General features: G+C 59.7%; 23 protein-coding genes. 9 read left to right on the forward strand and 14 right to left on the reverse strand.

Annotated features, from left to right (window positions below):
• Nucleotides 1-33: 33 nt before the first annotated feature.
• The 4 genes from pcsA to HU730_RS03305 all read right to left on the reverse strand — a co-directional run bounded on the left by pcsA (nucleotide 34) and on the right by HU730_RS03305 (nucleotide 4,015).
• Nucleotides 34-750 carry a phosphatidylcholine synthase gene (gene pcsA / locus HU730_RS03290; RefSeq protein ID WP_003191017.1) on the reverse strand — a complete coding sequence of 239 codons (717 nt, stop codon included), beginning with the start codon at nucleotides 748-750 and terminating at the stop codon, nucleotides 34-36.
• 148 nt (nucleotides 751-898) lie between these two features.
• Nucleotides 899-1,819, reverse strand: coding sequence for a class I SAM-dependent methyltransferase (locus HU730_RS03295; protein WP_186526798.1), 921 nt, complete (start codon nucleotides 1,817-1,819; stop codon nucleotides 899-901).
• Between the two features lie 308 nt (nucleotides 1,820-2,127).
• A complete protein-coding gene (locus tag HU730_RS03300; RefSeq protein WP_054895944.1) occupies nucleotides 2,128-2,616 on the reverse strand; it encodes a DUF1289 domain-containing protein in 489 nt (162 codons plus the stop codon).
• A gap of 148 nt (nucleotides 2,617-2,764) precedes the next feature.
• Nucleotides 2,765-4,015, reverse strand: a complete 1,251-nt coding sequence (locus tag HU730_RS03305) for a ribonucleotide-diphosphate reductase subunit beta (RefSeq protein WP_032892020.1) — start codon at nucleotides 4,013-4,015, stop codon at nucleotides 2,765-2,767.
• Between the two features lie 376 nt (nucleotides 4,016-4,391).
• Between HU730_RS03305 and HU730_RS03310 the strand changes: the two genes are divergently transcribed.
• The gene (locus HU730_RS03310; protein ID WP_003173733.1) at nucleotides 4,392-4,607 is read left to right on the forward strand and encodes a TOBE domain-containing protein; all 216 of its coding nucleotides are present in this window, start codon (nucleotides 4,392-4,394) and stop codon (nucleotides 4,605-4,607) included.
• Nucleotides 4,608-4,663: 56 nt separating this feature from the next.
• Here HU730_RS03310 and HU730_RS03315 read toward each other — a convergent pair whose 3' ends face one another.
• Nucleotides 4,664-5,809 carry a PatB family C-S lyase gene (locus tag HU730_RS03315; protein ID WP_186527719.1) on the reverse strand — a complete coding sequence of 382 codons (1,146 nt, stop codon included), beginning with the start codon at nucleotides 5,807-5,809 and terminating at the stop codon, nucleotides 4,664-4,666.
• Between the two features lie 201 nt (nucleotides 5,810-6,010).
• Here HU730_RS03315 and ggt point away from each other — a divergent pair, with 201 nt between their 5' ends.
• Entirely contained in the window at nucleotides 6,011-7,735 is a 1,725-nt protein-coding gene (ggt, locus tag HU730_RS03320) for a gamma-glutamyltransferase (RefSeq protein ID WP_186527720.1), read from the forward strand.
• A gap of 111 nt (nucleotides 7,736-7,846) precedes the next feature.
• On the opposite strand, the gene HU730_RS03325 is transcribed toward ggt, so the two are convergent.
• From HU730_RS03325 to HU730_RS03335, 3 genes are all read right to left on the reverse strand, one after another.
• The gene (locus HU730_RS03325) at nucleotides 7,847-8,377 is read right to left on the reverse strand and encodes an AAA family ATPase (protein ID WP_186527721.1); all 531 of its coding nucleotides are present in this window, start codon (nucleotides 8,375-8,377) and stop codon (nucleotides 7,847-7,849) included.
• Nucleotides 8,374-8,937 carry a nicotinamide riboside transporter PnuC gene (gene pnuC, locus HU730_RS03330; RefSeq protein ID WP_034127339.1) on the reverse strand — a complete coding sequence of 188 codons (564 nt, stop codon included), beginning with the start codon at nucleotides 8,935-8,937 and terminating at the stop codon, nucleotides 8,374-8,376. Before pnuC ends, HU730_RS03325 begins: the two co-directional genes overlap by 4 nt.
• Nucleotides 8,938-9,137: 200 nt before the next feature.
• Complete coding sequence (locus HU730_RS03335; protein ID WP_054921941.1) at nucleotides 9,138-10,772, reverse strand: methyl-accepting chemotaxis protein; 1,635 nt, start codon at nucleotides 10,770-10,772, stop codon at nucleotides 9,138-9,140.
• 226 nt (nucleotides 10,773-10,998) lie between these two features.
• Here HU730_RS03335 and HU730_RS03340 point away from each other — a divergent pair, with 226 nt between their 5' ends.
• Together HU730_RS03340 and HU730_RS03345 are read left to right on the forward strand one after the other, a co-directional pair.
• Entirely contained in the window at nucleotides 10,999-11,829 is an 831-nt protein-coding gene (locus tag HU730_RS03340; protein ID WP_044273643.1) for an undecaprenyl-diphosphate phosphatase, read from the forward strand.
• Entirely contained in the window at nucleotides 11,826-12,209 is a 384-nt protein-coding gene (locus HU730_RS03345) for a DUF1294 domain-containing protein (RefSeq protein ID WP_034127342.1), read from the forward strand. The genes HU730_RS03340 and HU730_RS03345 overlap by 4 nt, the downstream gene beginning before the upstream one ends.
• Here the strand turns inward: HU730_RS03345 and HU730_RS03350 are convergent.
• Together HU730_RS03350 and HU730_RS03355 are read right to left on the reverse strand one after the other, a co-directional pair.
• A complete protein-coding gene (locus HU730_RS03350) occupies nucleotides 12,198-12,554 on the reverse strand; it encodes an MmcQ/YjbR family DNA-binding protein (protein ID WP_034127343.1) in 357 nt (118 codons plus the stop codon). The genes HU730_RS03345 and HU730_RS03350 overlap by 12 nt on opposite strands.
• Nucleotides 12,551-13,459, reverse strand: coding sequence for a LysR substrate-binding domain-containing protein (locus HU730_RS03355; RefSeq protein ID WP_034127344.1), 909 nt, complete (start codon nucleotides 13,457-13,459; stop codon nucleotides 12,551-12,553). Before HU730_RS03355 ends, HU730_RS03350 begins: the two co-directional genes overlap by 4 nt.
• Nucleotides 13,460-13,584: 125 nt before the next feature.
• Between HU730_RS03355 and HU730_RS03360 the strand changes: the two genes are divergently transcribed.
• Both HU730_RS03360 and HU730_RS03365 read left to right on the forward strand, forming a co-directional pair.
• Nucleotides 13,585-14,196, forward strand: coding sequence for an FMN-dependent NADH-azoreductase (locus tag HU730_RS03360; protein ID WP_186527722.1), 612 nt, complete (start codon nucleotides 13,585-13,587; stop codon nucleotides 14,194-14,196).
• Nucleotides 14,197-14,387: 191 nt separating this feature from the next.
• Nucleotides 14,388-15,425 (forward strand): dienelactone hydrolase, encoded by a 1,038-nt coding sequence (locus tag HU730_RS03365; RefSeq protein WP_186527723.1) that lies wholly within the window; start codon nucleotides 14,388-14,390, stop codon nucleotides 15,423-15,425.
• Here the strand turns inward: HU730_RS03365 and HU730_RS03370 are convergent.
• The 3 genes from HU730_RS03370 to HU730_RS03380 all read right to left on the reverse strand — a co-directional run bounded on the left by HU730_RS03370 (nucleotide 15,419) and on the right by HU730_RS03380 (nucleotide 19,779).
• Entirely contained in the window at nucleotides 15,419-16,591 is a 1,173-nt protein-coding gene (locus HU730_RS03370; protein WP_186527724.1) for an MFS transporter, read from the reverse strand. The genes HU730_RS03365 and HU730_RS03370 overlap by 7 nt on opposite strands.
• Nucleotides 16,592-16,811: 220 nt before the next feature.
• Nucleotides 16,812-18,398, reverse strand: a complete 1,587-nt coding sequence (locus tag HU730_RS03375) for an ABC-F family ATPase (RefSeq protein ID WP_003191057.1) — start codon at nucleotides 18,396-18,398, stop codon at nucleotides 16,812-16,814.
• Between the two features lie 142 nt (nucleotides 18,399-18,540).
• Nucleotides 18,541-19,779 (reverse strand): MFS transporter, encoded by a 1,239-nt coding sequence (locus HU730_RS03380; protein WP_186527725.1) that lies wholly within the window; start codon nucleotides 19,777-19,779, stop codon nucleotides 18,541-18,543.
• Between the two features lie 154 nt (nucleotides 19,780-19,933).
• Between HU730_RS03380 and HU730_RS03385 the strand changes: the two genes are divergently transcribed.
• A complete protein-coding gene (locus tag HU730_RS03385; RefSeq protein ID WP_186527726.1) occupies nucleotides 19,934-20,746 on the forward strand; it encodes a class I SAM-dependent methyltransferase in 813 nt (270 codons plus the stop codon).
• Between the two features lie 318 nt (nucleotides 20,747-21,064).
• On the opposite strand, the gene HU730_RS03390 is transcribed toward HU730_RS03385, so the two are convergent.
• Entirely contained in the window at nucleotides 21,065-21,451 is a 387-nt protein-coding gene (locus HU730_RS03390) for a TIGR03067 domain-containing protein (protein WP_186527727.1), read from the reverse strand.
• Between the two features lie 340 nt (nucleotides 21,452-21,791).
• Between HU730_RS03390 and HU730_RS03395 the strand changes: the two genes are divergently transcribed.
• Both HU730_RS03395 and lpxO read left to right on the forward strand, forming a co-directional pair.
• The gene (locus tag HU730_RS03395; RefSeq protein WP_186527728.1) at nucleotides 21,792-23,117 is read left to right on the forward strand and encodes a Wzz/FepE/Etk N-terminal domain-containing protein; all 1,326 of its coding nucleotides are present in this window, start codon (nucleotides 21,792-21,794) and stop codon (nucleotides 23,115-23,117) included.
• Between the two features lie 264 nt (nucleotides 23,118-23,381).
• On the forward strand, nucleotides 23,382-24,281 hold the full coding sequence (gene lpxO, locus HU730_RS03400; RefSeq protein ID WP_014718362.1) for a lipid A hydroxylase LpxO: 900 nt from the start codon (nucleotides 23,382-23,384) through the stop codon (nucleotides 24,279-24,281).

Here is a 24,281-nt window from a genome sequence, read left to right on the forward strand (position 1 = left end):
GCCCCCTCCCACATTTTTTACCGAGCCCGCTTGTTATTTGTGCGCGCCCAGCCATTCCACGGCCGTGCGCCAGATGCAGATACCCAGGAAGTACGCCGACATCAGCGACCATAAGCCAAATGTCCAAGGGTTGGTGTTCGGGTAATCCACCACCATCAGGAAGCTGCACAGCAGCCAGATGGTGGTCACCGCAATGTTGATCGGCATGAAGCGCTTGACCCGGAACGGGTGCAGGAACTTCATCGGCGTGACGGTCAACAGCGCCAGGCCGATCACGGTCAGCAAGGTGACCCACGCATCCGGCTGGATGATATAGACGCACAGGGCAACGACGTTCCAGGCGGCAGGGAAGCCGACGAAGTAGTTGTCCTTGCTCTTCATGTTCACGTTGCAAAAACAGAACAGCGACGACACCAGAATCACCGACACCGCAAACAGGTGGGTGAAATCAGGCAGGTCGATGTAGCGGTAGATAAACAGTGCAGGAATGAACACGTAGGTGAGGTAGTCGATCACCAGGTCCAGCACCGAGCCGTCAAAGCTGGGCAGCACCGTGCTGACATTCACCCGTCGCGCCAGCGAGCCGTCGACGCCATCCACCACCAGCGCCAGGCCCAGCCACAGCAGGCACGCCTTGGGGGAGTTTTCCAGCAGCGCCAGGGTGGCCAAAAAGGCCAATACCACACCGGTGGCGGTAAAGCCGTGGGCGCCCCAGGCTTTGAGTCTGGCTACATGCAGGGTCGATATCACGGGCGGCTCTCCAAAAGGTCAAACGGGGCAGCCGACAACGTAGCGCCGTCGAGTCTGGCCAGGGAATGCAGGTATCGACCGGGAAGGGGAGGATAAGGTTCACCGCCCGGCGTATCCGTTAGCGTAGCAAGCGTAGGATGTTTCGGCATCAACCCTGACGGAACACCAGGGCCTTCAGCCCACTCTGCGGGTCAATGTCGGGAAATTCCGGTGGGTTTTCCAGCCGCTGTACAAACCGCAGGCCCGGTGCTTCGCGGGTCACGCCGTCGATCAGGAAGTCCTCGCCGAAGGCCGGATCGTTCATGCATGCCAGCACGGTGCCGTGGGCACTGAGCAAGTCCGGCAGGCGGCGCAGCACGCGCTGGTAATCCTTGGTCAGCAGGAAACTGCCTTTCTGGAAGGAGGGCGGGTCGATGATCACCAGGTCGTAAGGGCCGTTGTTCGTCACCTTGGCCCAGGACTTGAACAAGTCGTGGCCCAGGAAACTCACTCGGCTCAGGTCGTGCCCATTCAGGCGATGGTTGTCGCGGCCACGGCTTAAGGCCCCACGGGCCATGTCCAGGTTCACCACATGGTCGGCGCCGCCTTCGATGGCGGCCACGGAAAAACCGCAGGTATAGGCAAACAAATTCAGCACACGCTGGCCCTGGGCTTGTTCGCGCACCCAGTTGCGCCCGTAACGCATGTCGAGAAACAGCCCGCTGTTCTGTTTTTTACCCAGGTCGATCAGGTAGCGCAGGCCGCCCTCGGTGATGGTCAGTTCGTCGATGGCGTCGCCCACCAGCCATTCGGTGGTGCTTTGCGGCAGGTAGCGGTGTTGCAGGGCCACGGTGTGCACGCCGAAACGGCTCCACTCGATCTGCAACAGTGTGTGCTTCAGGGCATCCAGGTGCTCGGTTTCTTTGAACAAAGCAACTAGCACCACCCCTTGCAGCCAGTCCACCGTCAGTTGTTCCAGACCTGGCCAGCAACGGCCACGGCCATGGAACAAACGCCGGGTTTCCGCAGGCGCGTCAGCCAGGACAGTGAGCAAGTGGGCGTGCAGGGTAGCGAGTGCGTCTGGGTTCATCGTTAAGCGTCAGTCATCGGGCGGGCGGCATTTTAAACACAATTGGGAAGGAACGGGCTTGCCTGTGATGGCGGCCTGACAGCCGACCCATATATACCTGAAGCCCCGGCATCCAACTGTGGGAGCTGGCTTGCCTGCGATGACGGGCTGATAGTCGACGCTTATCTACTTTGGGTCGCGGAGCGTGAGTTGGATCATCGTCGGCTGTCAGGGCCGTCACGGGAGCAAGCTCCCTCGCCACAGGTCCAGCGTTGTACCGCAGTAGTGTAAATACCTATGGCCAGTTCCCGCAGTGTTTGCGATTTGGGTCAGCGCGTGGCAATCAGCGCCGGCCCGAATGACTCTTTCAAGAAAACCGGGGCGATATAGCGCTCGTAATGTGCCTCGGACAGCAAAAAGAACTCTCGATCAATCGCATCGCGCAAATCTGCCAGGTGGCGTTCACGAAACTCCGGTAACAGCGTCAAACCATAGGCATCCAGCCTGGAAATCACCCGCGCACCCCGCGCAATCAACTGGTATGCCCAGCAATACGGCGACTGGTGCGGCATAAAACGAATCTTGCGCGCTTCCAACTGCTGTCGCAGGCAGTGCGGGTCGAACACTTCCAGCTTGCTGGCCATTACCTGTACCAGCAGTTGTTCCAGACGCAGCCACACCGCCTGTTTTTCCTCGGCGTTATAGCCATTCCACTGGATCACCTCGTGGTGATAGCGCTTGCAGCCCCGACAGACCAAGTCACCGTAGACGGTGGAGCACAGGCCGACGCAAGGGGTTTTGATGGTTTGGTTGGGCATAAAGGCTTGCTTGCAAAGTCTATGGATCATCAATAGCCAATGTGGGAGCGGGCTTGCCCGCGATAGCTGTGTGTCAGTGGGTACATCCGTGACTGATACAGCGCTATCGCGGGCAAGCCCGCTCCCACATTTATTGGTTCGTGTTGATTCAGTCCCAGCTCAACGCGCCGCCGGTCTGATACTCGATCACACGGGTCTCGAAGAAGTTCTTCTCTTTCTTCAAGTCCATGATCTCGCTCATCCACGGGAACGGGTTAGTCGTGCCTGGGTACTCTTCCTTCAAGCCGATCTGCGACAGGCGACGGTTTGCGATGAACTTCAGATAGTCTTCCATCATCGCCGCATTCATGCCCAACACCCCACGCGGCATGGTATCCCGCGCATATTCGATCTCCAGCTGCGTCCCTTGCAGGATCATCTGGGTCGCTTCTTCTTTCATCTCGGCATCCCACAGGTGTGGGTTTTCGATTTTGATTTGGTTGATCACGTCGATACCGAAGTTCAGGTGCATCGACTCATCGCGCAGGATGTACTGGAACTGCTCGGCCACGCCGGTCATTTTGTTGCGGCGGCCCATGGACAGGATCTGGGTGAAGCCGCAGTAGAAGAAGATGCCTTCCAGCACGCAGTAGTAGGCGACCAGGTTGCGCAGCAGTTCTTTGTCGGTGTCGACGGTGCCGGTTTCGAACTTCGGATCGGAGATCGAGCGGGTGTACTTGAGGCCCCAGGCGGCCTTTTTGGCGACCGATGGAATCTCGTGGTACATGTTGAAGATCTCGCCTTCATCCATGGCCAGCGATTCGATGCAGTACTGGTAGGCGTGGGTGTGGATCGCTTCTTCGAAGGCCTGGCGCAGGATGTACTGGCGGCACTCCGGGTTGGTGATCAGGCGGTACACGGCCAGCACCAGGTTGTTGGCTACCAGGGAGTCGGCGGTGGAGAAGAAGCCCAGGTTGCGCATGACGATACGGCGTTCGTCATCGGTCAGGCCTTCGGGGTTTTTCCACAGGGCGATGTCGGCGGTCATGTTGACCTCTTGCGGCATCCAGTGGTTGGCGCAGCCGTCGAGGTACTTCTGCCAGGCCCAGTCGTACTTGAATGGCACGAGTTGGTTGAGGTCGGCGCGGCAGTTGATCATGCGCTTTTCGTCAACGGCGACGCGGGCGGAGGCGCCTTCGAGCTCGGCGAGGCCTTCGGCGACGTCGAGTTTGTCCAGGGCGGCCTTGGCGCGCACGATGGCGGCGGAGTCGTTGGCGGTGACGGCGCGGGCTTCCACGGCGGCGGCGGCGCCGGCACCGTCGAGGCGGTCCATGTTGGCTTCGGTGGCGTGGCCGGCGTTGGCGCCTTTGATCACCGCTGCACCGGTGTCTTCGTTATCGACTTCATCCCAACTCAGCATTGAAATACTCCCTTCTGATCCGTTCTGACGGTGTTCAACCCGTCCAAAAAAGTGCGATTTGCAGGCTACCAGGCATTGAAATACTGCGCTGAGTGTGGTCGGTGAATACCGATTCTGCACACTATGTAGTGGTCTGTTTTGTTTGTGGGCACACTATATGGTGTGTAACAAGGTTGGTCAACGCACAAGATGTGCGGTTATAAGTCGCTGCCGAACGTTAGGCGCCGGGCAGATGGGAGGCGAAGAATATTTACTTCATATGTCTTTATGGAATAGATAAATAGATATTTATTCCTTTTAATCTTTTCTATCGAGGCGCAATTTGAGGGCCTGCGCATTCGTGCGGATTGACCCAACAGCCAAAAGGAAAGCCGACATGACCATCAAAGCGATCAACGTGCGCAACCAGTTCAAAGGCGTGATCAAGGAGATTCTATTGGGGGAAGTGGTGTCGGAAATCGACGTACAAACCGCGTCTGGCATTGTGACGTCGGTGATTACCACACGTTCGGTGCGTGATCTGGAATTGAAGGTGGGCAGTGAAGTGATTGCCTTCGTGAAATCGACTGAAGTGTCCATCGCCAAGTTGTGAATGAATAATGGGGGAGGGGATTGCCTGCCCCTCCCACGAATGCCTCGCCGGGCAGGTTAGTGCTGGCGCAAGGCACGCTCCATGCGCTGTATACCTTCCTCCAGCATCGCCCGTGGGCAACCGAAGTTCAGGCGCACGAACTGTTGGCTGTCATCGCCAAATTCGATCCCTGCACTCAGGCCGACCTTGGCCTGCTCCAGGAAAAACTGCTGCGGGTCATCCAGGCCAAGAGCGCTGCAATCGAGCCACGCCAGGAAGGTGCCCTGTGGTGCATGCATCACCACACCAGGCAAGCGGGTCTTTACTGCATCGAGCAGGTAGTCACGGTTGGCCTGCAGGTACTGCAACAGCGCAGCGAGCCAGTCGCCGCATTGGCTGTAGGCGGCTCGGGTGGCTTCCAGGCCCAGGGGGCTGACGCTGTCGACCATGCCGCAGCGTGCGTTATTGAAGCGCTCGCGCACTTCGGCGTTCTGGACCACCGCAAAGCAGGTCTTCAAGCCGGCCACGTTATAGGCCTTGCTCGCCGACATCAGGGTGATGGTGCGCTGGGCAATCTCGGGGCTGAGGCTGGCGGTGGGGATGTGGCGACGGCCGTCGAAGCACAGCTCTGCGTGGATCTCGTCGCTGATGATCAGCGCGCCAGCTTCCACGCAGGCATTGGCTACCGCCGTCAGTTCCTCCCGGGGAAATACCTTGCCGATGGGGTTGTGCGGATTACTCAGCAGCAACGCACCGGCACCGCTCAATGCCTGGCGCATCGCAGGCATAGGCGTGACGTATTCGCCGTTGATCAACTCGAACGGCATTTCGATGCGTGGCAGATTCCAGTTGCCCGGCGCCAGGCGAATCGGCCGATAGTTGGGGGTTTGCAGCACCACCGCCTGGCCGGGCTGGACGAATGCGTGCAGGGCCATATTGAAGCCAGGCTCGACGCCGGGCAGGAACAACAGTTCTTCGGGCTGCACGCGCCAGGCGTACTTGGCCCACAGGTCAGCGACGATGGCGTCGCGCACGTCCGGGCCGGCCACGCTGTAGCCGAGAATCTGCTGGTCCAGGCGCGCGTGCAGGGCGCGCAAAATGGCGGGCGGCGCGGCGATGTCCATGTCGGCGATCCACATCGGCAGAACATCTTGCGGGTAACGGCTCCACTTGGTACTGCCGGTATCGAAGCGTGGGTGGATCGTGTCGAAATCAAAGCTCATGGACAGGCTCGTATCAGGGCGGCGGCGAAAGAATGGCGCCGATTCTAGCGCCATTAATTTTATAGGCCAGAGCTGATTGCCGCCTTGCACAGCGGTGTGCGTTCCATGACCGACAAGTTCTGTAATAAAAACGCCATTGCGCTGGGGATTGAATCAGCGAGGGGCTATTTTGGTGCATCTCAATAATCAGAGTAGCCATGGATGAAATACCAACCCTTGAGTCACACCTTGATTGCTACCGCGCTGGTATTAACGATCAACGGGGTGCATGCAGCTTCCCAAGCCCCGGTTGCGGGTGAAAATGGCATGGTGGTCACGGCCCAGCACCTGGCAACCCATGTGGGGGTCGATGTGCTCAAGGCCGGCGGCAACGCGGTCGATGCGGCGGTGGCAGTGGGTTACGCACTGGCGGTGGTGTACCCGGCGGCGGGCAACCTGGGCGGTGGCGGTTTCATGACGGTGCAACTGGCGGACGGGCGCAAGACCTTCCTCGACTTCCGCGAAAAAGCCCCGTTGGCGGCGACGGCCGATATGTACCTCGACAAGGCCGGCAATGTGGTCGAGGGCCTCAGCGCCAAAGGCCATTTGGCGGTCGGCGTACCGGGCACGGTGTCCGGCATGGAGCTGGCCCTGAGCAAATACGGCACCCTCAAGCGCGCCCAAGTGATTGCCCCGGCGATCAAGCTGGCGGAAAACGGCTTTGAGCTGGAGCAGGGCGATATCGACCTGTTGCACACCGCCACCGGTGAGTTCGAAAAAGACCAGGATATGCGTGGCATCTTCCTGCATAACGGCGAGCCGATGCAGGTAGGCCAGAAGCTGGTGCAGAAGGACCTGGCCGAGACCCTCAAGGAAATCTCGGCCAAGGGCACCGACGGTTTCTATAAAGGCTGGGTCGCCAAGGCTGTAGTGGATTCCAGCCAGGCCGGCAAAGGCATCATCACCCAGGCTGACCTCGACGCCTACAAAACCCGCGAACTGGCCCCCATCGAGTGCGACTACCGTGGCTACCATGTGGTCTCGGCGCCGCCACCCAGCTCCGGCGGTGTGGTGATCTGCCAGATCATGAATATCCTCGAAGGCTACCCGATGGCCGATCTGGGCTATCACTCGGCCCAGGGCCTGCACTACCAGATCGAAGCGATGCGCCACGCCTACGTGGACCGCAACAGCTATCTCGGTGACCCGGACTTCGTGAAGAACCCCATCGAGCATCTGCTGGACAAGAACTACGCGGCCAAGCTACGTGCGGCGATCGAACCGCAAAAGGCCGGTGATTCCCAGGCAATCAAACCGGGTGTATCGCCCCATGAAGGCAATAACACCACCCACTATTCCATCGTCGACAAATGGGGCAACGCGGTCTCGGTGACCTATACCCTCAACGACTGGTTTGGCGCCGGGGTGATGGCGAGCAAGACCGGGGTGATTCTCAACGATGAAATGGACGACTTCACCGTCAAGGTCGGCGTGCCGAACATGTACGGGCTGGTGCAGGGCGAAGCCAACGCCATCGCACCGGGCAAGGCGCCGCTGTCGTCGATGAGCCCGACCATCGTCACCAAGGACGGCAAGGCGGTGATGGTGGTCGGTACACCGGGGGGCAGTCGCATCATCACTGCCACCTTGCTGACCATCCTGAATGTCATCGACTACAAGATGAATATCCAGGAAGCCGTGGACGCGCCGCGCTTCCACCAGCAGTGGATGCCTGAGACCACCAACCTTGAGACGTTTGCCGTGAGCCCGGATACCCAGAAGATTCTCGAGAGCTGGGGCCATAAGTTTGCTGGTCCGCAAGATGCCAACCATTTGGCGGCGATCCTGGTCGGTGCGCCTGCTCTGGATGGCAAGCCGGTGGGTAACAACCGCTTCTATGGGGCCAATGACCCGCGACGCAATACGGGGTTGTCGTTGGGCTACTAAAGCTTCACACCGTTGGTGTAGGAGCGAGCTTGCTCGCGAAGATCGTTAACGATAACGCGGGGTGCCTGATTCACAGCGGCGCACTCCGGTTTTTCGCGAGCAAGCTCGCTCCTACAGGGGGAAGGCGAGCAACTGCTTGACGGCGGTAAATGCCGCCTGGCGGCGCTGCTCCCAATCTCCGCGAATCACTACCACCGGCTGCTGATGCTCCTGCATCCACTCCAGGCTGGCCTGAAAAAACGCCCGGCGATCAGCCAGCTCCGGCTGGCAGCGCTGGCCGTCGGCACTCCATTCCACATCCTCGGGTGAGAGCAGCAGGTGCAGGTCGTAATGCCGCGCCAGAAGTTCGTCATCAAGCCAGCCGGGATAGCCGCCGAACAGGGTCTGGCTCCAGAGCTTGTTGGTCAGCAGGTGGGTGTCGAGGATCAGCAAGGCGGGGCGTTTGGCGCGGGCGGCATCCTCCCAGGCCAACTGGCCCTGGGCAATGGCCGGGATATCCGCCAGGGTGGTGTCGCGCTGATGCTGATCGATGAAGTACCGCACATATTCCCCCACCATCAACCCGCCGAAGCGCGCGTGCAACTGCGCCGCCAGCCAGCTCTTGCCGCTGGATTCGGGGCCCGCCAATACCACCACTTTCATGCGCGTAACGCCGGGTCGGCGCGCCACTCGCGCCAGCCTTGCACGGCAATCACGGTAAACAATGCATAGAGTGCAGCCGTGAGATAGAGGCCTTTGTAGAGGAACAGGCCGACGAAGATCACATCCACCACAATCCACAACGGCCAGCACTGCACGCGTTTTTGCGCCATCCACATCTGCGCGACCAGGCTGAAGCCGGTGAGGGCGGCGTCGAGCCAGGGCTGGGCGGCGTCAGTCCAGTGGGCCATGGCGGCGCCCAGCAGCAGACTGCCGACGGCGCCCACAGCCAGGCTGGCCATGATTGCCGGCGCTTTCAGGCTGGTGACCTGGCGGCCTTGCTTGACCTCGCCAGCGCGGGTCCACTGCCACCAACCGTAAACTTGCAGCGCCGCGTAGACCACTTGCAGCAGCATGTCCGAGTAGAGCTTGACCTCGAAAAACACCCAGGTATAGAGCAACACCATCACCAGGCCGATGGGCCAGCACCAAGGGTTTTGTTTGACCGTCAGCCAGACAGCGATCACCCCCAGCGCGGCGGCGAACAGTTCAAGCCCGGACATGGCGGATCCTTGGGAGAGTGGGAGAGGGCGGTGATTGTACCCAGAGCTCACCGATCCTCAAACACAGCAATGCGTCATTGCCCTCTGTAGGAGCGAGCTTGCTCGCGAAAATCGTCAAGGTTACCGCGTATTGTCTGAATAACCGCGGTGCCTATGGGTTTTTCGCGAGCAAGCTCGCTCCTACAAAAGGCTAGTCAGCGCTAGATTCGGAATTGGCGCAGCAACCCATCAAGCTGCTCACTCAAGCCACGCAACTGCGCACTCGCCACGCTCGATTGCTCCGCCGCCAGCGCCGTGCTGTGGGACAGCCCGGCCGCTTGGGTGACGTTCTGGTTGATGTCTTCCACCACATGGGCCTGCTGCAGGGTGGCGCTGGCAATCGAGGCGTTCAGGCCGTTGAGGTTGTGCAGTGCCTGGCCGATGGCGGTGAGGCTTGCACCGGCCTGGCCGGCTTGCTCGATGGTCAGTTGCGAGGCGCTGTGGCTGTCGCTGATGACCTTGACCGCCGCTTCCGAGTGGCCTTGCAGGCGCTCGATCATTACCTGGATCTCGGCGGTGGATTTCTGCGTGCGCTGGGCCAGCAGCCGCACCTCATCGGCGACCACCGCAAACCCACGGCCTTGCTCCCCGGCGCGGGCGGCTTCGATGGCGGCGTTGAGGGCGAGCAGGTTGGTCTGGTCGGCGATGGAGCGGATCACCTCCAGTACCCCGCCGATCTGCGTGCTTTCGCTGGAGAGTGTGCGGATCACCTCTACAGCCTGGTTGATGGTGGTGGAGAGCTGGTCGATCTGCTGCAAGCTGCCGTCGATGTTGACCTGGCCCTGTTGTGCCTGAGCCTGGGCATCGCGCATTTCGCTGGCGGCGTGTTCGGCATTCTTCGCTACGTCCTGCACGCCGTAAGTGACTTCATTGATGGCGGTGGCCACCAGTTCCATCTGCTGCGATTGCTGCTGGCTGCGGTCATGGGCCTGGCTGGCGTTGTGGCCCAGCTCGGTGGACGACTGGCCCAGGGCGTTCGCGCACACCTGCAACTGGCCGACAACCTGGCGCAGCTTGGCGGTGAAGCTATTGAAGTGCTGGGCCAGTGCGGTCAGTTCGTCACGACCGTGGGTGTCGAGGCTGTGGGTCAGGTCGCTTTCGCCGCTGGCGATATTGCCCATGGCATTCACCGCCGCCTGCAACGGCTGCACGATGCTACGAGCGATCAACACCACCAGCACGGCCATCATCAACGCAATGCCCAGGCCAATGGCCGAGGCTTTCCACACCTGGCCCCTGAATTCAGCCTGTACATCGTCGACGTAGACGCCGGAGCCGATAATCCAGCCCCAGGGTTCGAACAGTTGGATGTACGAGGTTTTCTCTACCGGTGCTTCGGCGCCGGGTTTCGGCCAGCGGTAGTTGACAATTCCGGCGCCCTTGGCCTTGGCCAGGCTCACGAATTCGTTGAACACGGCGAAACCGTCCGGGTCGCGAATCGCCGAGAGGTTCTGGCCGTCGAGCTTGGGGTTGGCCGCGTGCATGATCATCACGGGGGTGAGGTCGTTGATCCAGAAGTAATCATCGTGGTCATAACGCAGGCCGCGCACCGCGCTCAGGGCCTGTTGTTGCGCGGCGTCACGGGTCAGTACGCCGGTTTTCTCCAGGTTCTGGTAATAGCTGAGTACGCCACTGGCGGTCTGTACCACGTGCTGGGTTTGTTGGCGCTTGGCCTGGTAGAGGTCGCCGTGGATCTGGTTGAGCATCAACAGCCCCAAGGCCAGCAGCATCAACACGGCGACTATCAGGATCAGCCAAAGGCGGCGGCTGATCGACATGCTGCGCAAACTGTTCATCGTCCTGTCACTCCCTGCTCTTTATAATTGTGGTGCTGCTTCGAGATTTCCGGCGTGTCTGATAGGCTTTCGGCCCGGAATCGAAAAACCTGAGTACTGCCTGATTTTTCACGGAATTTTTGCAGACCGGCGTTGAGAATCAACCGCGGGCGCTTGTGTGCGCTCGTCGTCAGTGAACTTAAAAAAGACTAAGAGGCATGCCGCGCGCATGACCTTTGGAGACAACATGGATTTTTGGACCGCCATACAGGCATTGATTCTCGGCATCGTCGAGGGGCTTACGGAGTTCTTGCCGATCTCCAGCACTGGCCACCAGATCATCGTCGCCGACCTGATCAATTTTGGCGGCGAGCGTTTCGAAGCCTTCAATATCATCATCCAGTTGGGCGCGATCCTGGCGGTAGTCTGGGAGTTTCGGCGCAAGATCTTTGACGTGGTCATCGGCCTGCCGACCCAGCCCAAGGCCCGGCGCTTTACCGTCAACCTGATCATCGCCGTGTTGCCGGCGGTGGTATTGGGGGTGATTTTTGCCGACCTGATCAAGCACTACCTGTTTAACCCGATCACTGTAGCGACTGCCCTGGTAGTGGGTGGCGTGATCATGTTGTGGGCCGAGCGCCGCCAACATGCAGTGCGGGCTGAAACCGTCGACGACATCACCTGGAAAGACGCCCTCAAGGTCGGCCTGGCCCAGTGTCTGGCGATGATCCCGGGCACTTCGCGCTCCGGTGCAACGATCATCGGCGGCCTGTTGTTCGGCCTGTCGCGCAAGACAGCTACCGAGTTCTCGTTCTTCCTGGCGATGCCGACCATGGTCGGTGCGGCGGTGTACTCGGGCTATAAATACCGTGACCTGTTCCAGCCCGCGGACCTGCCGGTGTTCGCCATTGGCTTTGTCACCTCGTTCATCTTCGCCATGATTGCGGTCAAGGCCCTGCTCAAGTTCATCGCCAGCCATAGCTACGCGGCGTTTGCCTGGTACCGGATTGCGTTCGGCCTGGTGATCCTGGCGACCTGGCAGTTCGGCTGGATCGACTGGACTGCGGTCAAGCCATGACTATCCAGCACCCACGCCTGAAGGCGCTGATCTTTGTACTGCTGTGTGCCGCGCCGCTGCTGGGCTCGGCGTTGCTGTGGTATCGCGGCGAAACGGTGATCCCGTTGATGGCCTACGGCGTGGTCAGCGTGGTGGCGTTCTTCTTGTACTGGAGCGATAAGCGCAAGGCGCAGACCGAAGGCTGGCGCACCCCGGAAAACATCCTGCATGCGGTGGAGCTGGCGGGCGGTTGGCCGGGGGCGTTGATCGCCCAACAGGTGTTCCGGCACAAGACGCGCAAGGTGTCTTACCAGGTGTTGTTCTGGGTGATTGTGCTGTTGCACCAGGTGTTCTGGCTGGACCAGCTGTTCCTCGGCGGCACCTTGCTGTCAATCCTCTAGCCGCAAGCCAATCTGTGTGCGCTTGGGCAGCTTGCTCACCACCAACTGGTGGGAGCGCTGCAACAAGCCACGCAGTTCCTCTGCGCCCAAAGGGTAGGGCGTGTTCATGATGACCCACTGCGCCCTCGCCAGGTAAGGCGCCGGGTGAATGCCCGGGCGGTCGACGTGACCCAGGAACAGTTCTTTGTCGACCTTGAAGGCCAGCGACTCACCGCGCAGGTTCTGCAAGGCGAACATCTTGTTGCCAGCAATCGAAAACACCCGCACGCCACCCCATTTATAGTCTTCCCGTGCGCCTGGCAGGCTCAGGCAAAAACGTGCGACTTGTTCTTCCGTCATGCTCATAACAGCCGATCTCCACAGCCTTTGAAGCCTTCTTCCAGATAGTCGATCCAGGCCCGGATGGCCGGCAGCACGCCGCGCCGGTGCGGGTAGACCGCCTGCAGCCAGCCGCCTGGCAATGACCACTCCGGTAGCAATTGCACCAGCCGGCCGCTGGCCAGTTCTTCTTCGCAGTACATCATTGGCAGCACCGTAAAGCCCACACCCATCATTGCGCTGGCCTTGCGCACGATAAAGTCTTCGATGCCCAGGCGCGCCTCCATCACTAGCTCGTGCATGTTGCCCTGGGGGTCGATGATGCGTTGGTGCACCATTCGGTCCGCCTCGAGTGCGCCAAGGATTGGCAACTGCTTGAGGTCTTCCAGGGTTTCGACCCGCCGCTCACGCATGAAAACGGGGCTGGCCACCAGCACGGTATGCGCCTGGCGCAGGCGTTTGGTGACCAGCAACGGGTCTTCGTCGCCCAGTTCGCGTACGCGCAGCGCTACATCAATGCCTTCGGCCACCAGGTCGACGCGGCGATTCACCAGGGTCATGTCCAACTGCACCAACGGGTGCGCGGCCAAAAAACCGGCTACCAGCTCCGGCAGGATCTGCTGGGCCAGGCCCACCGGGCAACTGACCCGCAAGCGCCCCCGTGGTTCGCTGGACATACTGGCCACGGCCTCGTCGGCCATTTCCGCTTCAAGCAGCATGGCCTGGCAGTGGCGCAGGTAGCGTTCGCCGACGGCGGTGAGCGTCAGTTGCCGGGTGGTGCGTTGCAGCAAGCGTGCACCCAGGCGGTCTTCCAGTTCGGCAATGCGCCGTGAAAGCCTGGATTTGGGAATGCCAAGTAGCCGGCCAGCCGCAGCAAAACCGCCGGCTTCGACGACTTTGGCGAAATAGTAGAGGTCGTTGAGGTCTTGCATGGTGGGCCTATTGTCCTGTCAGTGGGACAAACTATCGCATTTCAGCTGGCTTATCGATCATTGGTTTCATGCGTAGCATCACCACCATCTGATCGCCACTGTCGATCCCACCTCGGAGATCCATCATGAAACTATTGCACATCGATTCCAGCATCCTCGGCGACAACTCGGCCTCCCGTCAGCTCAGCGCCGGTGTGGTCAAGGCATGGCAAGCCGCGCAGCCGGGTGTGGAAGTGACCTACCGCGACCTCGCCAGCGAAGGCATCAACCATTTCTCCGGCGCTACCTTGGGCGCATTGGGCACTGCTGCCGAACTGCGCGATGCGGCGCAAAAGCACGAGGCTGAACTGAGTGCATCGTCGCTGGCTGAATTCCTCTCCGCCGATGCGGTGGTAGTCGGTGCGCCGATGTACAACTTCACCATCCCAACCCAATTGAAAGCCTGGATTGACCGCATCGCAGTGGCCGGCCAGACCTTCCGTTACTCCGAAGCCGGCCCTGAAGGCCTGTGCGGCAACAAAAAAGTCATTATTGTCTCCACCGCCGGCGGTCTGCATGCCGACCAAGCCTCGGGCGCTGCCCACGAAGGCTACTTGAAGCTGCTGTTCGGCTTCCTGGGCATCACCGACATTGAGATTGTTCGCGCTGAAGGCCTGGCCTACGGTGATGAAGTGCGCAGCAAAGCCATGAGCGACGCCAACGTGCGCATCAACGAGCAACTGTTCGCCGCTGCGTAAGGCTTATGTAAATTTGCCCTGTCCTCGGTTTCATTCTGAAACCGAGCGCCTAAACTCTGTATTCTGATCGCCTGAACGCGAGCGGAGTACGGAGTTTTTTCGTTGTGGCCCAGGTTATGCACACATCCCTGCGATACCCTGGACTTCTTATTCGACAGGCCGGTTCTTGTGCAGCAAAGGTGGACGTCCCCATGATGCGTCTTTGTGCTGTTTTGGTACTTTCGCTGTTGGGCGGCCTGGTTTCAGTGCACGCCGCACCGGCACCGCACCCCCATTGGAGTGTGGGGTTTCATCGCATGAGTGTGCTCGACCCGCTGGATTCGCAGCCGATGAAGGCCATCGCGTTTTACCCTTCCACCGATACCGAACGCACCACGCCGCTGGGCGCCTATCAGGTCGCGGCCAGTGAAGATGCCAAGGTTGCTATCGGCCGTTTTCCGATGCTGATGCTGTCCCACGGCAACACCGGCACGCCCCTGGCCCTGCACGACCTGGCTACGTCACTGGTGCGTAAGGGATTCGTAGTGGTGGCGGTCCTGCATCCCGGCGACAACTATAAGGACCACAGCCGCCTGGGCACCGTGAGTAATCTGTATGGCCGGCCGATCCAGATATCCCAGGCGATCACCGCCACCCTGGCCGATCCGATGCTGTCGCCCTTTGTCGATGTCGATCAGATCGGCGTCATTGGTTATTCCGCCGGTGGCGAAACGGCATTGATCCTGGCGGGCGCCAAACCGGATTTCGAACGTCTGCGCCGCTACTGCCAGGAACGCCCCGATGACCGCGACGCGTGCACCACCAAGGGCGAGTTGGTGGTTGATCGCGACGACTTGCAACCCCAGGCTGACCCGCGCATCCATGCGTTGATGCTGATGGCGCCGCTGAGCTTGATGTTTGGTCGCCATACCCTGGCGGACGTGCATGTGCCAGTGCTGCTCTACAGTGGCGATGGCGACCAGTTGGTGGCGGTGGACAAAAACGCCGCCGCCCTGGCGCGCAAACTGCCAGAGCCGCCGGACTTCAAGCTGTTGGCCGGGGCAGGGCACTTTGTATTCATGGCCCCGTGCGACAGTGATCAGCTAGCGACAATGCCAGGCATCTGCACCGATGCCGATGGTGTCGACCGCGAAGGGATTCACCGCGATATGGTCTCCGAGGCCGGGCGCTTTTTCAGTCGCACCCTCGGTGAGGCAACGCGTGCCGGCCTGCAGACGGCTGATCAGTAGGCGCGGCGCCTGAGCAGTACGGTCAGGGCGAGCGCGCTGGCCGACAGCAACGCGGCGCAGAAGAATATCCAGCCGTAGCCAAGATTCAACGCCACGGCGCCCATCAACGGCCCGGCAATCGCCAGGGCCAGGTCGAAAAATACCGCATACGCACTCAGCCCCGCGCCGCGGCTGCTGTCCGGCACTTGCTTGATAGCTTCCACGCCGAGCGCCGGGTAAACCAGTGACAAACCAAAACCGGTCAACCCTGCGCCGATCAAGGCCACGCTGGTAGACGGTGCCAGCCACAACAGTGTCAGGCCCAGGGTTTCGATGATCATGCAGGCGATGGCGGCGGTGAACCCGCCAAACCGGCTGATGGCTGAGATAAACACCAGGCGCGAGAGAATAAAGCACACACCAAATACCGTCAGGCAATACGCCGCACCGGCCCAGCCACGATTCAGGTAATACAGGGTGATAAAGGTCGTCAACGTGCCGTAGCCAATCGAAGCCAGGCACAGGCTGGCGCCGAACGGTGCGATACGCCCGAACACCGCCCAGAACGGCAGCCGCTCGCCACGTACCACCGGCACCGACGGTTTATTGCGGATCAGCACCAGTCCCAACGACGCCAACACCGCCAGGGCAAGACCGAGGCTGGTGTAGCCGTAATCAGCCACCATCACCACGCCAAGTGGCGCACCAATCGCAATCGCGCCGTAGGAGGCGATGCCATTCCAGGAAATCGAGCGTGCGGTGTGCTCGGCGCCCACCGCGCCCATGCACCAACTGATGGTCCCCACGCCAATCAGGCCCTGGGCCACGCCGAGTAACAGGCGACCGGCGATCAGAATACCCAGGCTCAAGCTCGGCAGACTTTCCAGCAGCGTGGCGATAAAGGTCAGTACACCGCTGATCAGAATGCCGGCCAGGCCTAGCACGATCGCGCGTTTGGTACCGACGTTATCCGACATCCGCCCGGCCATCGGACGGCTGAGCAGTGTGGCAAGGTACTGCGAACCGATGGTCACCCCGGCCACCACGGCGCTGAAACCCAGTTGCTCGTGCACATAGCCTGGAATCACCGCTATCGGCAGGCCGATGCAGATAAAGGCAATGAAGGTGTAGAAAACGATGGAAACGATCTGCAGGGTAATCGACAGGGAGGAGGGGGCGGCAGGCATGAGTACTCAATCGCTGGCGGGCGGTAAAGCATCATGGCATATCCCGCATTACTGTAGGAGCGAGCTTGCTCGCGAAGAACGTCAACGATAACGCGGGTTGCCTGATTCTGCGCGGCGTCCTCAGGTTTTTCGCGAGCAAGCTCGCTCCTACAGTAGTAGAGCGTATGCAAAAAAGCCCTGTCACAGGGACAGGGCTTTTGCTTGCAGCTAAGTGCTGTTCTTAGAACACCACACCCTGGCTACGCAGGTAGTCGTCATAGGTGCCGCTGAAGTCGATCACGCCGCTTGGGCTCAACTCGATGATGCGGGTGGCCAGGGACGATACGAACTCGCGGTCGTGGCTGACGAAGATCAGCGTGCCCGGGTAGTTCTCCAGCGCCAGGTTCAGCGCCTCGATGGATTCCATGTCCAAGTGGTTGGTCGGTTCGTCCATGATCAGCACGTTGGGCTTTTGCAGGATCAGCTTGCCGAACAGCATGCGACCTTGTTCACCACCGGAGATCACTTTGACCGACTTCTGGATTTCGTCGTTGGAGAACAACATGCGGCCCAGGGTGCCACGAATCATTTGCTCGCCTTGGGTCCATTGGCCCATCCAGTCGAACAGGCTCACGTCGTCTTCGAAGTCGTGGGCGTGGTCCTGGGCGTAGTAGCCCAGCTCGGCGGCGTCGGTCCACTTGATGCTACCGGCGTCCGGGGTCAGTTCGTTGACCAGGGTGCGCAGCAGGGTGGTCTTGCCGATACCGTTGGGGCCGATGATCGCCACGCGCTCGCCGGCTTCAACCTGGAAGCTGAAATCCTTGAACAGTGGCTTGCCGTCAAAACCCTTGGCCATCTTTTCGACCATGACCGCCTGGCGGTGCAACTTTTTGTTCTGCTCGAAACGGATGAACGGGCTCACACGGCTCGATGGCTTGACTTCGGCCAGCTGGATCTTGTCGATCGCCTTGGCACGGGAGGTCGCCTGCTTGGCTTTCGAGGCGTTGGCCGAGAAGCGGCTGACGAAGGATTGCAGTTCGGAGATCTGCGCTTTCTTCTTGGCGTTGTCCGACAGCAATTGCTCGCGGGACTGGGTCGCCACGGTCATGTACTCGTCGTAGTTGCCCGGGAACAGGCGCAGCTCGCCGTAGTCCAGGTCAGCCATGTGGGTGCACACGCTGTTCAGGAAGTGACGGTCGTGAGAGATGATGATCATCAGGCTGGAGCGCTGGGTCAGGATGTTTTCCAGCCAGCGGATGGTGTTGATGTCCAAGTGGTTGGTCGGTTCGTCGAGCAACAGCACTTCCGGGTCGGAGAACAGCGCCTGGGCCAGCAATACGCGCAGCTTCCAGCCTGGGGACACTTCGCTCATCGGGCCGAAATGCTGTTCCAGGGGAATACCCAGGCCCAGCAGCAGCTCGCCGGCGCGGGATTCGGCGGTGTAGCCGTCCATCTCGGCGAACTCGGTTTCCAGCTCGGCCACGGCCATGCCGTCTTCTTCGCTCATTTCCGGCAGCGAGTAGATGCGGTCGCGTTCGGCCTTGACCTTCCACAGCTCCTCGTGGCCCATGATCACGGTGTCGAGCACGGTGAATTCTTCGTAGGCGAACTGGTCCTGGCGCAGTTTACCCAAGCGCACATTCGGCTCCAGCATGACCTGGCCGCCGGACGGGTCGAGGTCGCCACCGAGGATTTTCATGAAGGTCGACTTGCCGCAACCGTTGGCACCGATCAGACCATAGCGGTTGCCGGCGCCGAACTTGACCGAGACGTTCTCGAAGAGCGGCTTGGCGCCGAACTGCATGGTGATGTTAGCTGTGGAGATCAATTACTTTACCTATCAATGGGTTGCGAGCGTGACGGCAGGTGCCTTCAGGCATGCGTCAACAGCGACATCAAGGCGCGAAACCCGGTCGCTGAACACAAAATTGGGGATGTGTGTTGGAATTTGGCGCGCATTGTCGCATATGTCAGGCGACAGTTGTATGGCGAGCGAAGGATGGTTTTGCCAATGTCTCAGGCATAGCCAGCCACAACAGCATCAAGGCAGCGGCTGCAACCGCTGCCAACGTCAGGAAGGCCGCGTTGTAGCCAGCTTGCTGCACCACGAAGCCGGCCAGGCTGTTGCTGAGTGCCGCGCCCAGGCCGAATACGGTGGAGAGGGCGCCCAGGCTGACGTTGAAGCGGCCGGTGCCTTGGGTCAGGTCTTTGACGATCACCGGGAACAGGGCGCCGAAAATGCCGGCGCCGATACCGTCGAGCATCTGCACGGCCACCAGCCAGTAGGGGTCGCTGGATAAGGTATAGAGCACGCCACGCAACGGCAGTATCAGGAAACCTGCAAGCAACAGCGGCTTGCGCCCCCAGATATCGGCCTTGAGCCCGACCAGCCAGGCCATCGGCACCATCACCAACTGTGCGGCGACAATGCAGGCTGACGTCAGCGGGGTGGCCATCTGCAGATTGATCTGCGCCAGTTTCTGGCTGACCAGCGGCAGCATCGCGGCATTGGCCAGGTGAAACAGTGCGCAGCAGATGGCAAACAGTAGCAGCGGTTGGTTGGCCAGCAATGCTTTCAGGCCCGAGGGCTGTTCGTGGTCGGTGTGATGGGCCGGATCAAAACCACGGGCGACCTCATGGTCAATCGCCTCGGCCGGCACGCAACTTACCGCAATGACACTGGCGACGGCCATAAACGCCATCAGGTAGAACACCACCACCGGCCCGAACAGGTAGGCCAGCCCGCCGGCCAGCAGCGCGGCCACGGCATTGCCGGCATGGTTGAAAGTCTCGTTGCGCCCGGTACGCCGGGTGAAGGCACGCGGCCCGGTGATCCCCAGCGAAATGGCGGAAATTGCCGGAGCAAAGACAGAGGCAGCTACGGCGCTGGCAGCTTGGGTCAGCGCCACCCAGCCAAATGAACTGACGAAGGGCAGCATCAGGCAACTGCCCGTCACCAATAGCGCGGCAATGGCAACCACCGCGCGTTTGCTGCGAGTGCGGTCGATCAGCGCACCCGCGGGGCCCTGGGTCAGCAAGGCAGCGATGCCTGCGAGGGTCATGACCACGCCAATGCTGGCCGGCTCCCATTGATGGACGGCCAACAGATAGATCGCCAGGTACGGTCCGAGACCGTCGCGCACATCGGCAAGAAAGAAGTTCAGGCTGTCCAGGGATAAAACGATGCGCAGGTCTGAATGACGGGCCACGGTGCGACCTTCAAGAGCGGCGTTCAGGGGCTGAGCGCGCGTTGGGATAATGACCGGTGGGCTGGGCGATAAGTTTCGCGGTGGGCCAGGGTTTCCTCCTGCGCGCATTTAATTTACTTTCCGAAGCCCACTGGAATGAATTTCTGGAGAAGCAATGGACATGCCCTCAGCGCAAGAGGCGATCGCCAGCAATAGAAATGCCTGGGACGAATCCGCCGGGTTGCATAAAGACACCGCGACCTGGGCGGCACTGCTGGACTCGGTAGCCGAGCCTGATTTTTCCTGCCTGGACCCGACCATCACCACCTTGCTGCAAGAGGTAGGCGTGGTGGGCAAGGACGTGGTGCAATTGTGCTGCAACAACGGGCGCGAAAGCCTTTCGTTGTATGGCTTGGGCGCCCGTTCGGTGGTGGGGGTTGATCAATCCCGGGCGTTTCTTGAACAGGCGCGGGAGTTGGCCGAGGCCTCGCCACACAGCCCTGAGTTCATTGAGACCGATATCCACCATTTGCCCGAGCGTTTGCAGGCACGGTTCGATATTGCCCTGGTGACCATCGGCGTGCTGGGCTGGATGCCGGATGTGGCGTTGTTCATGCGCCAGGTTGCCAGTGTGCTGAAGCCCGGCGGTACGTTGGTCATGTACGAAACCCATCCCTTTCTTGAGATGTTTGACCCCTGTGGGGCCAACCCTATGCTGCCTGCCAGTTCTTACTTCCAGCGTGAACCCTTTGTGCTGCAGGAGGCAATTATCTATGAAGGGAAGGATGAGCGGCCCGGGCCGACCTCCTATTGGTATGTACATACCCTGGGCAGTGTCGTCAGCGAGGCTATCGCAGCGCAGTTGCAGATCGCTCATTTGCAGGAATACCCGCATTCCAACCGGGAAGAACTCTACGATCAATATGAGCATCAGGCCGCGCAACTGCCCCTGTGCTTTACCCTGACAGCGATCAGGCGTAATGGCTAATCAAGGTTTGCGCACGCAAAAAAAGGCCCGCGAGGAGAGGGCGGGCCAAGTGATTCACTGGAGTAGGTAGGCCTGACCTTATAGGTCGAAAAGTGAAGGCCTTGTGAAAATGCCGTGATCAAATCGGATAGCCACGTCTTATATGTCCACCTGTGGCGAGGGAGCTTGCTCCCGTAACGGCCTGCCAGCCACCGCCTATCTGCCTGACGCCCCGCGTTCCAACATGTGGGCGCTGGCTTGCCTGCGATAGCGGTGTATCAGTGACAGATTAGTTGACTGACCCACTGCTATCGCAGGCAAGCCAGCTCCCACATTTGATCAAGACCGCCGCACAAAGGTGCGCATGGTTTGCCCTGGGCCAGTGCTGAATACAGTGGGCCTGGGCATGCCCTCATCCGCTGCGATAAACACGAACTCATCGCCGTCGAGCCGGTAACTGGCGGGGAGTTGCTTGCCTGCATCTTCGCCGATGGCGTCCGTCCAGGTGATGCTTTTGGGCGTGGTACTGGCGTCCAGTACGAACCGTCCCGCCAATAATATTTCGCCACTGACCGTGGTCACTTCGAAGCGATCCCCCGCAATTGTCGTCATCGCTCCCGGTGCGCTGTGGGCATCCACGGGGTTGAGCACGCCACTGTCTTCAAGGGCTGTTTGTTCCCATGTGCCTTGCAGTGCGTGAAAGTCCGAGGCTGAAAGCGGTGACATGCAAACTCCTTATTGCTGTTCAAAAAAATGTTCAATTGTATTGAGACTGCCACTGTCCCCCATGAAGGCGAAATTTTTTTCTTTATAAGACAGGTATTTGACAGCTTTTTCATGTTGGATTGACTACGCTTGCAGACAGATCAGTCTGACATGGCTGTGTGATTTGGCTTACTCACCGAAATGAAACCGAAATAATCCCTAAGTTTGTGGGATATTTCAGGGGACTGAGTGGTCACATCGCCATTGGTCTGCCGTATCCAGGGCGTTGTCCCTGATTTTTGAAGTCATTCAGACTTCTGAGAATGATGGCCTTTTAGTATTATTTTAAGGTGTTCTTATTTTGAATCGTACTTCCCCGCTTCCGCCTTCCGCAGCGTCTGATGAAATTGATTTATTTGAATTGTTTCACGCCATCTGGCGACAAAAAAAGCTGGTGGTCGGGTGTACGCTTCTGGCCGGGGTATTAGGCGCAGGTTATGCCTTCCTGGCACCCAAGACCTATGAGGTCAGCAGTGTGTTACGGCCTGCGGCTATCAACGAGCTGGACGCCTTGAACCGTTCGGAAGTGTATAAGTTGCCGCCTGCCGATGCGCTGCTCAAAGTGGGCGCGCAGTTGGATTCCTATGATGCGCGCCTGGGGTTCTTCAAGGATCATGAGGAGTTGTTCAAGGCGTTCAAGAAACCGGGGCAAACCCTTGAGCAGAGCTTTGAGGCGTTCAACCGCAATTCCGTCAATCTGATTCTGCCCGACCCCAAGAAGTCCGATTCGTTGAGCAGTTATATCCGTCTGGAGTTGCAATACCCGACCGACGTCGATGGTGTTGCGATCCTCAACGGTTTTGTGGACTACGCCATTGCCGCCGAGCGTCAGCAGGTGGGTGCCGACCTGAAAGTTATCGTCAATAACCGCTTGAGCGAGCTCAAGGGCAAGATCGACGCTGCCCGTGCCAACTACGATACCGATAAAGAATCGAAAATCGCCAAGTTGCTGGAAGCTGACCGGCTCAAGCGTGCCCAATTGCAGGACGAGCTCAGCGCTTTGCGCTTGCAAATGAAGATGGAGCGCACCAACCGCTTGGCCGAGTTGGCCGAAGCGATCAGCATTGCCAAGTCCATGGGCATCCGTACGCCGACAACGCCGTCCTCTATGGCCGACTCCACCCGCACGGGTTCGAGCCAGGTCATGCGTACCGAGGTGAACAACCAGAAGATCCCGCTGTATTTCATGGGGACCGAGGCGTTGGAAGCCGAGCGCGCTGCATTGCAGCAGCGTACCAGTGACGATTTCACCAACCCGCGCATTGCCGAGATCGGCAAAGACTTGCAACTGCTGGAAAGCAACCGCGAGGTTGAGGTGCTGCGCAAGCGGGGCAATGAAGATATCTTCTTGCAGGACGTCGAGCCGCTTCGCGCTGAAGTCGCCAGGTTGCGTGGTTTGAATATCGATATGAGCAACCTCAAGCTGGTGACGATTGACCGTCGAGCCCAGGAGCCTCTGTCACCGATCAAGCCGAAAAAGCCGCTGGTTATCGCGTTGAGCCTTGTCGGAGGTCTGCTGCTGGGCCTGATGATTGCGCTGATCCGCTACTTCGTTCGCAGCCGCACTCAGGCCGTGCCCTATACGGCATTAGGGGATCGCCGCGAGGGTAACGACTCGCCGCTGTAACCCTTCCAGCGCCCTCAAACAGGCAGGCTCAAGGGCCTGCCTGCTCCTACCCTCAGCACACTCAATAGACAGCTTTTCACAATTCTTAGTTAACCTTTGGTTACAAAGTGTGGCTAAATAACTGCCAATGGTCGCACGCAGGCGGTTATCCCGCCGGCCGTGTCACCTGTATGTGAATTGTGATTTCAGGTGCTGCTTATCCATCCTCGGCCGTTGTGGGCCCGCAGGAGCAGCCTGTTCTCTCCCTGACGTGTGACGAATCCCTTGAAACTCATCATTGTTGCTCTCTACGTTGCTTCCATTGCGTATGTACACCTGCGTGGTCGGGTGCGACACAAGCTGGGTCGCCAGCTTAGTGATCACTCGACGTTCCTGGCGCCGATCAACTGTTTCCTGTACCTGTTCTCCAAGCAGCCCAGCCGTCCCTACCTTTCGCCCAGCGACTTTCCAGACCTGAGCCCATTGCAGGAGCACTGGGAAGAGATCCGCGAAGAAGGCCAGAATCTGATGCGGGCGGGTGAGATCAAACGCTCGGAGCAATACAACGACGTAGGGTTCAACTCGTTTTTCAAGACCGGCTGGAAGCGTTTCTACCTCAAGTGGTACGGCGACAGTCACCCCTCGGCGATGAAGCTGTGCCCACGCACCACCGAGCTGGTGCAAAGCATCGGCTCGATCAAGGCCGCGATGTTCGCCGAACTGCCTCCGGGCTCCAAGCTGGTGCGTCACCGCGACCCGTATGCGGGCTCGTACCGCTATCACCTGGGGCTGGATACGCCTAACGATCCAGGCTGCTACATCAACGTGGACGGCGAAAGCTATTACTGGCGCGACGGCGAGCCGGTGATGTTCGACGAGACCTACATTCACTACGCGGAAAACACCACCCAACAGAACCGCATCATTTTGTTCTGTGATATCGAACGGCCGATGAAGTACCGCTGGGCGGCTGCGTTCAATCGCTGGTTCAGCCGCAATGTGATGGCGGCCGCAGGTTCGCCCAACGATGAGGGTGACAAGACCGGCGGCCTCAACCGTGCCTTCACCCGGCTGTACAAGATTCGCCTGCGTGGCAAGGAGCTCAAAAAGCGCAACCGCACGCGCTACTACCTGGAAAAGTGGGCGATCTTTGCCGGTCTGGCGCTGATCTTCATTCTTATCTGA

The sequence above is a fragment of the Pseudomonas sp. SWRI22 genome (genome assembly GCF_014268395.2).
In the GTDB taxonomy this organism is placed as follows: Bacteria; Pseudomonadota; Gammaproteobacteria; order Pseudomonadales; family Pseudomonadaceae; genus Aquipseudomonas; species Aquipseudomonas paracarnis.

What these genes read in the sequence shown, in the direction of transcription:
- HU730_RS03340 (WP_044273643.1), top strand. Translation starts at nt 10,999, where the DNA reads ATGGATTTTTGGACCGCCATACAGGCATTGATTCTCGGCATCGTCGAG.
- HU730_RS03370 (WP_186527724.1), bottom strand. Translation starts at nt 16,591, where the DNA reads ATGCCTGCCGCCCCCTCCTCCCTGTCGATTACCCTGCAGATCGTTTCC.
- HU730_RS03390 (WP_186527727.1), bottom strand. Translation starts at nt 21,451, where the DNA reads ATGTCACCGCTTTCAGCCTCGGACTTTCACGCACTGCAAGGCACATGG.
- HU730_RS03365 (WP_186527723.1), top strand. Translation starts at nt 14,388, where the DNA reads ATGATGCGTCTTTGTGCTGTTTTGGTACTTTCGCTGTTGGGCGGCCTG.
- HU730_RS03335 (WP_054921941.1), bottom strand. Translation starts at nt 10,772, where the DNA reads ATGAACAGTTTGCGCAGCATGTCGATCAGCCGCCGCCTTTGGCTGATC.
- HU730_RS03385 (WP_186527726.1), top strand. Translation starts at nt 19,934, where the DNA reads ATGGACATGCCCTCAGCGCAAGAGGCGATCGCCAGCAATAGAAATGCC.
- HU730_RS03325 (WP_186527721.1), bottom strand. Translation starts at nt 8,377, where the DNA reads ATGAAAGTGGTGGTATTGGCGGGCCCCGAATCCAGCGGCAAGAGCTGG.
- HU730_RS03315 (WP_186527719.1), bottom strand. Translation starts at nt 5,809, where the DNA reads ATGAGCTTTGATTTCGACACGATCCACCCACGCTTCGATACCGGCAGT.
- HU730_RS03350 (WP_034127343.1), bottom strand. Translation starts at nt 12,554, where the DNA reads ATGAGCATGACGGAAGAACAAGTCGCACGTTTTTGCCTGAGCCTGCCA.
- HU730_RS03355 (WP_034127344.1), bottom strand. Translation starts at nt 13,459, where the DNA reads ATGCAAGACCTCAACGACCTCTACTATTTCGCCAAAGTCGTCGAAGCC.
- ggt (WP_186527720.1), top strand. Translation starts at nt 6,011, where the DNA reads ATGAAATACCAACCCTTGAGTCACACCTTGATTGCTACCGCGCTGGTA.
- HU730_RS03345 (WP_034127342.1), top strand. Translation starts at nt 11,826, where the DNA reads ATGACTATCCAGCACCCACGCCTGAAGGCGCTGATCTTTGTACTGCTG.
- HU730_RS03295 (WP_186526798.1), bottom strand. Translation starts at nt 1,819, where the DNA reads ATGAACCCAGACGCACTCGCTACCCTGCACGCCCACTTGCTCACTGTC.
- pnuC (WP_034127339.1), bottom strand. Translation starts at nt 8,937, where the DNA reads ATGTCCGGGCTTGAACTGTTCGCCGCCGCGCTGGGGGTGATCGCTGTC.
- HU730_RS03300 (WP_054895944.1), bottom strand. Translation starts at nt 2,616, where the DNA reads ATGCCCAACCAAACCATCAAAACCCCTTGCGTCGGCCTGTGCTCCACC.
- HU730_RS03360 (WP_186527722.1), top strand. Translation starts at nt 13,585, where the DNA reads ATGAAACTATTGCACATCGATTCCAGCATCCTCGGCGACAACTCGGCC.
- HU730_RS03310 (WP_003173733.1), top strand. Translation starts at nt 4,392, where the DNA reads ATGACCATCAAAGCGATCAACGTGCGCAACCAGTTCAAAGGCGTGATC.
- HU730_RS03305 (WP_032892020.1), bottom strand. Translation starts at nt 4,015, where the DNA reads ATGCTGAGTTGGGATGAAGTCGATAACGAAGACACCGGTGCAGCGGTG.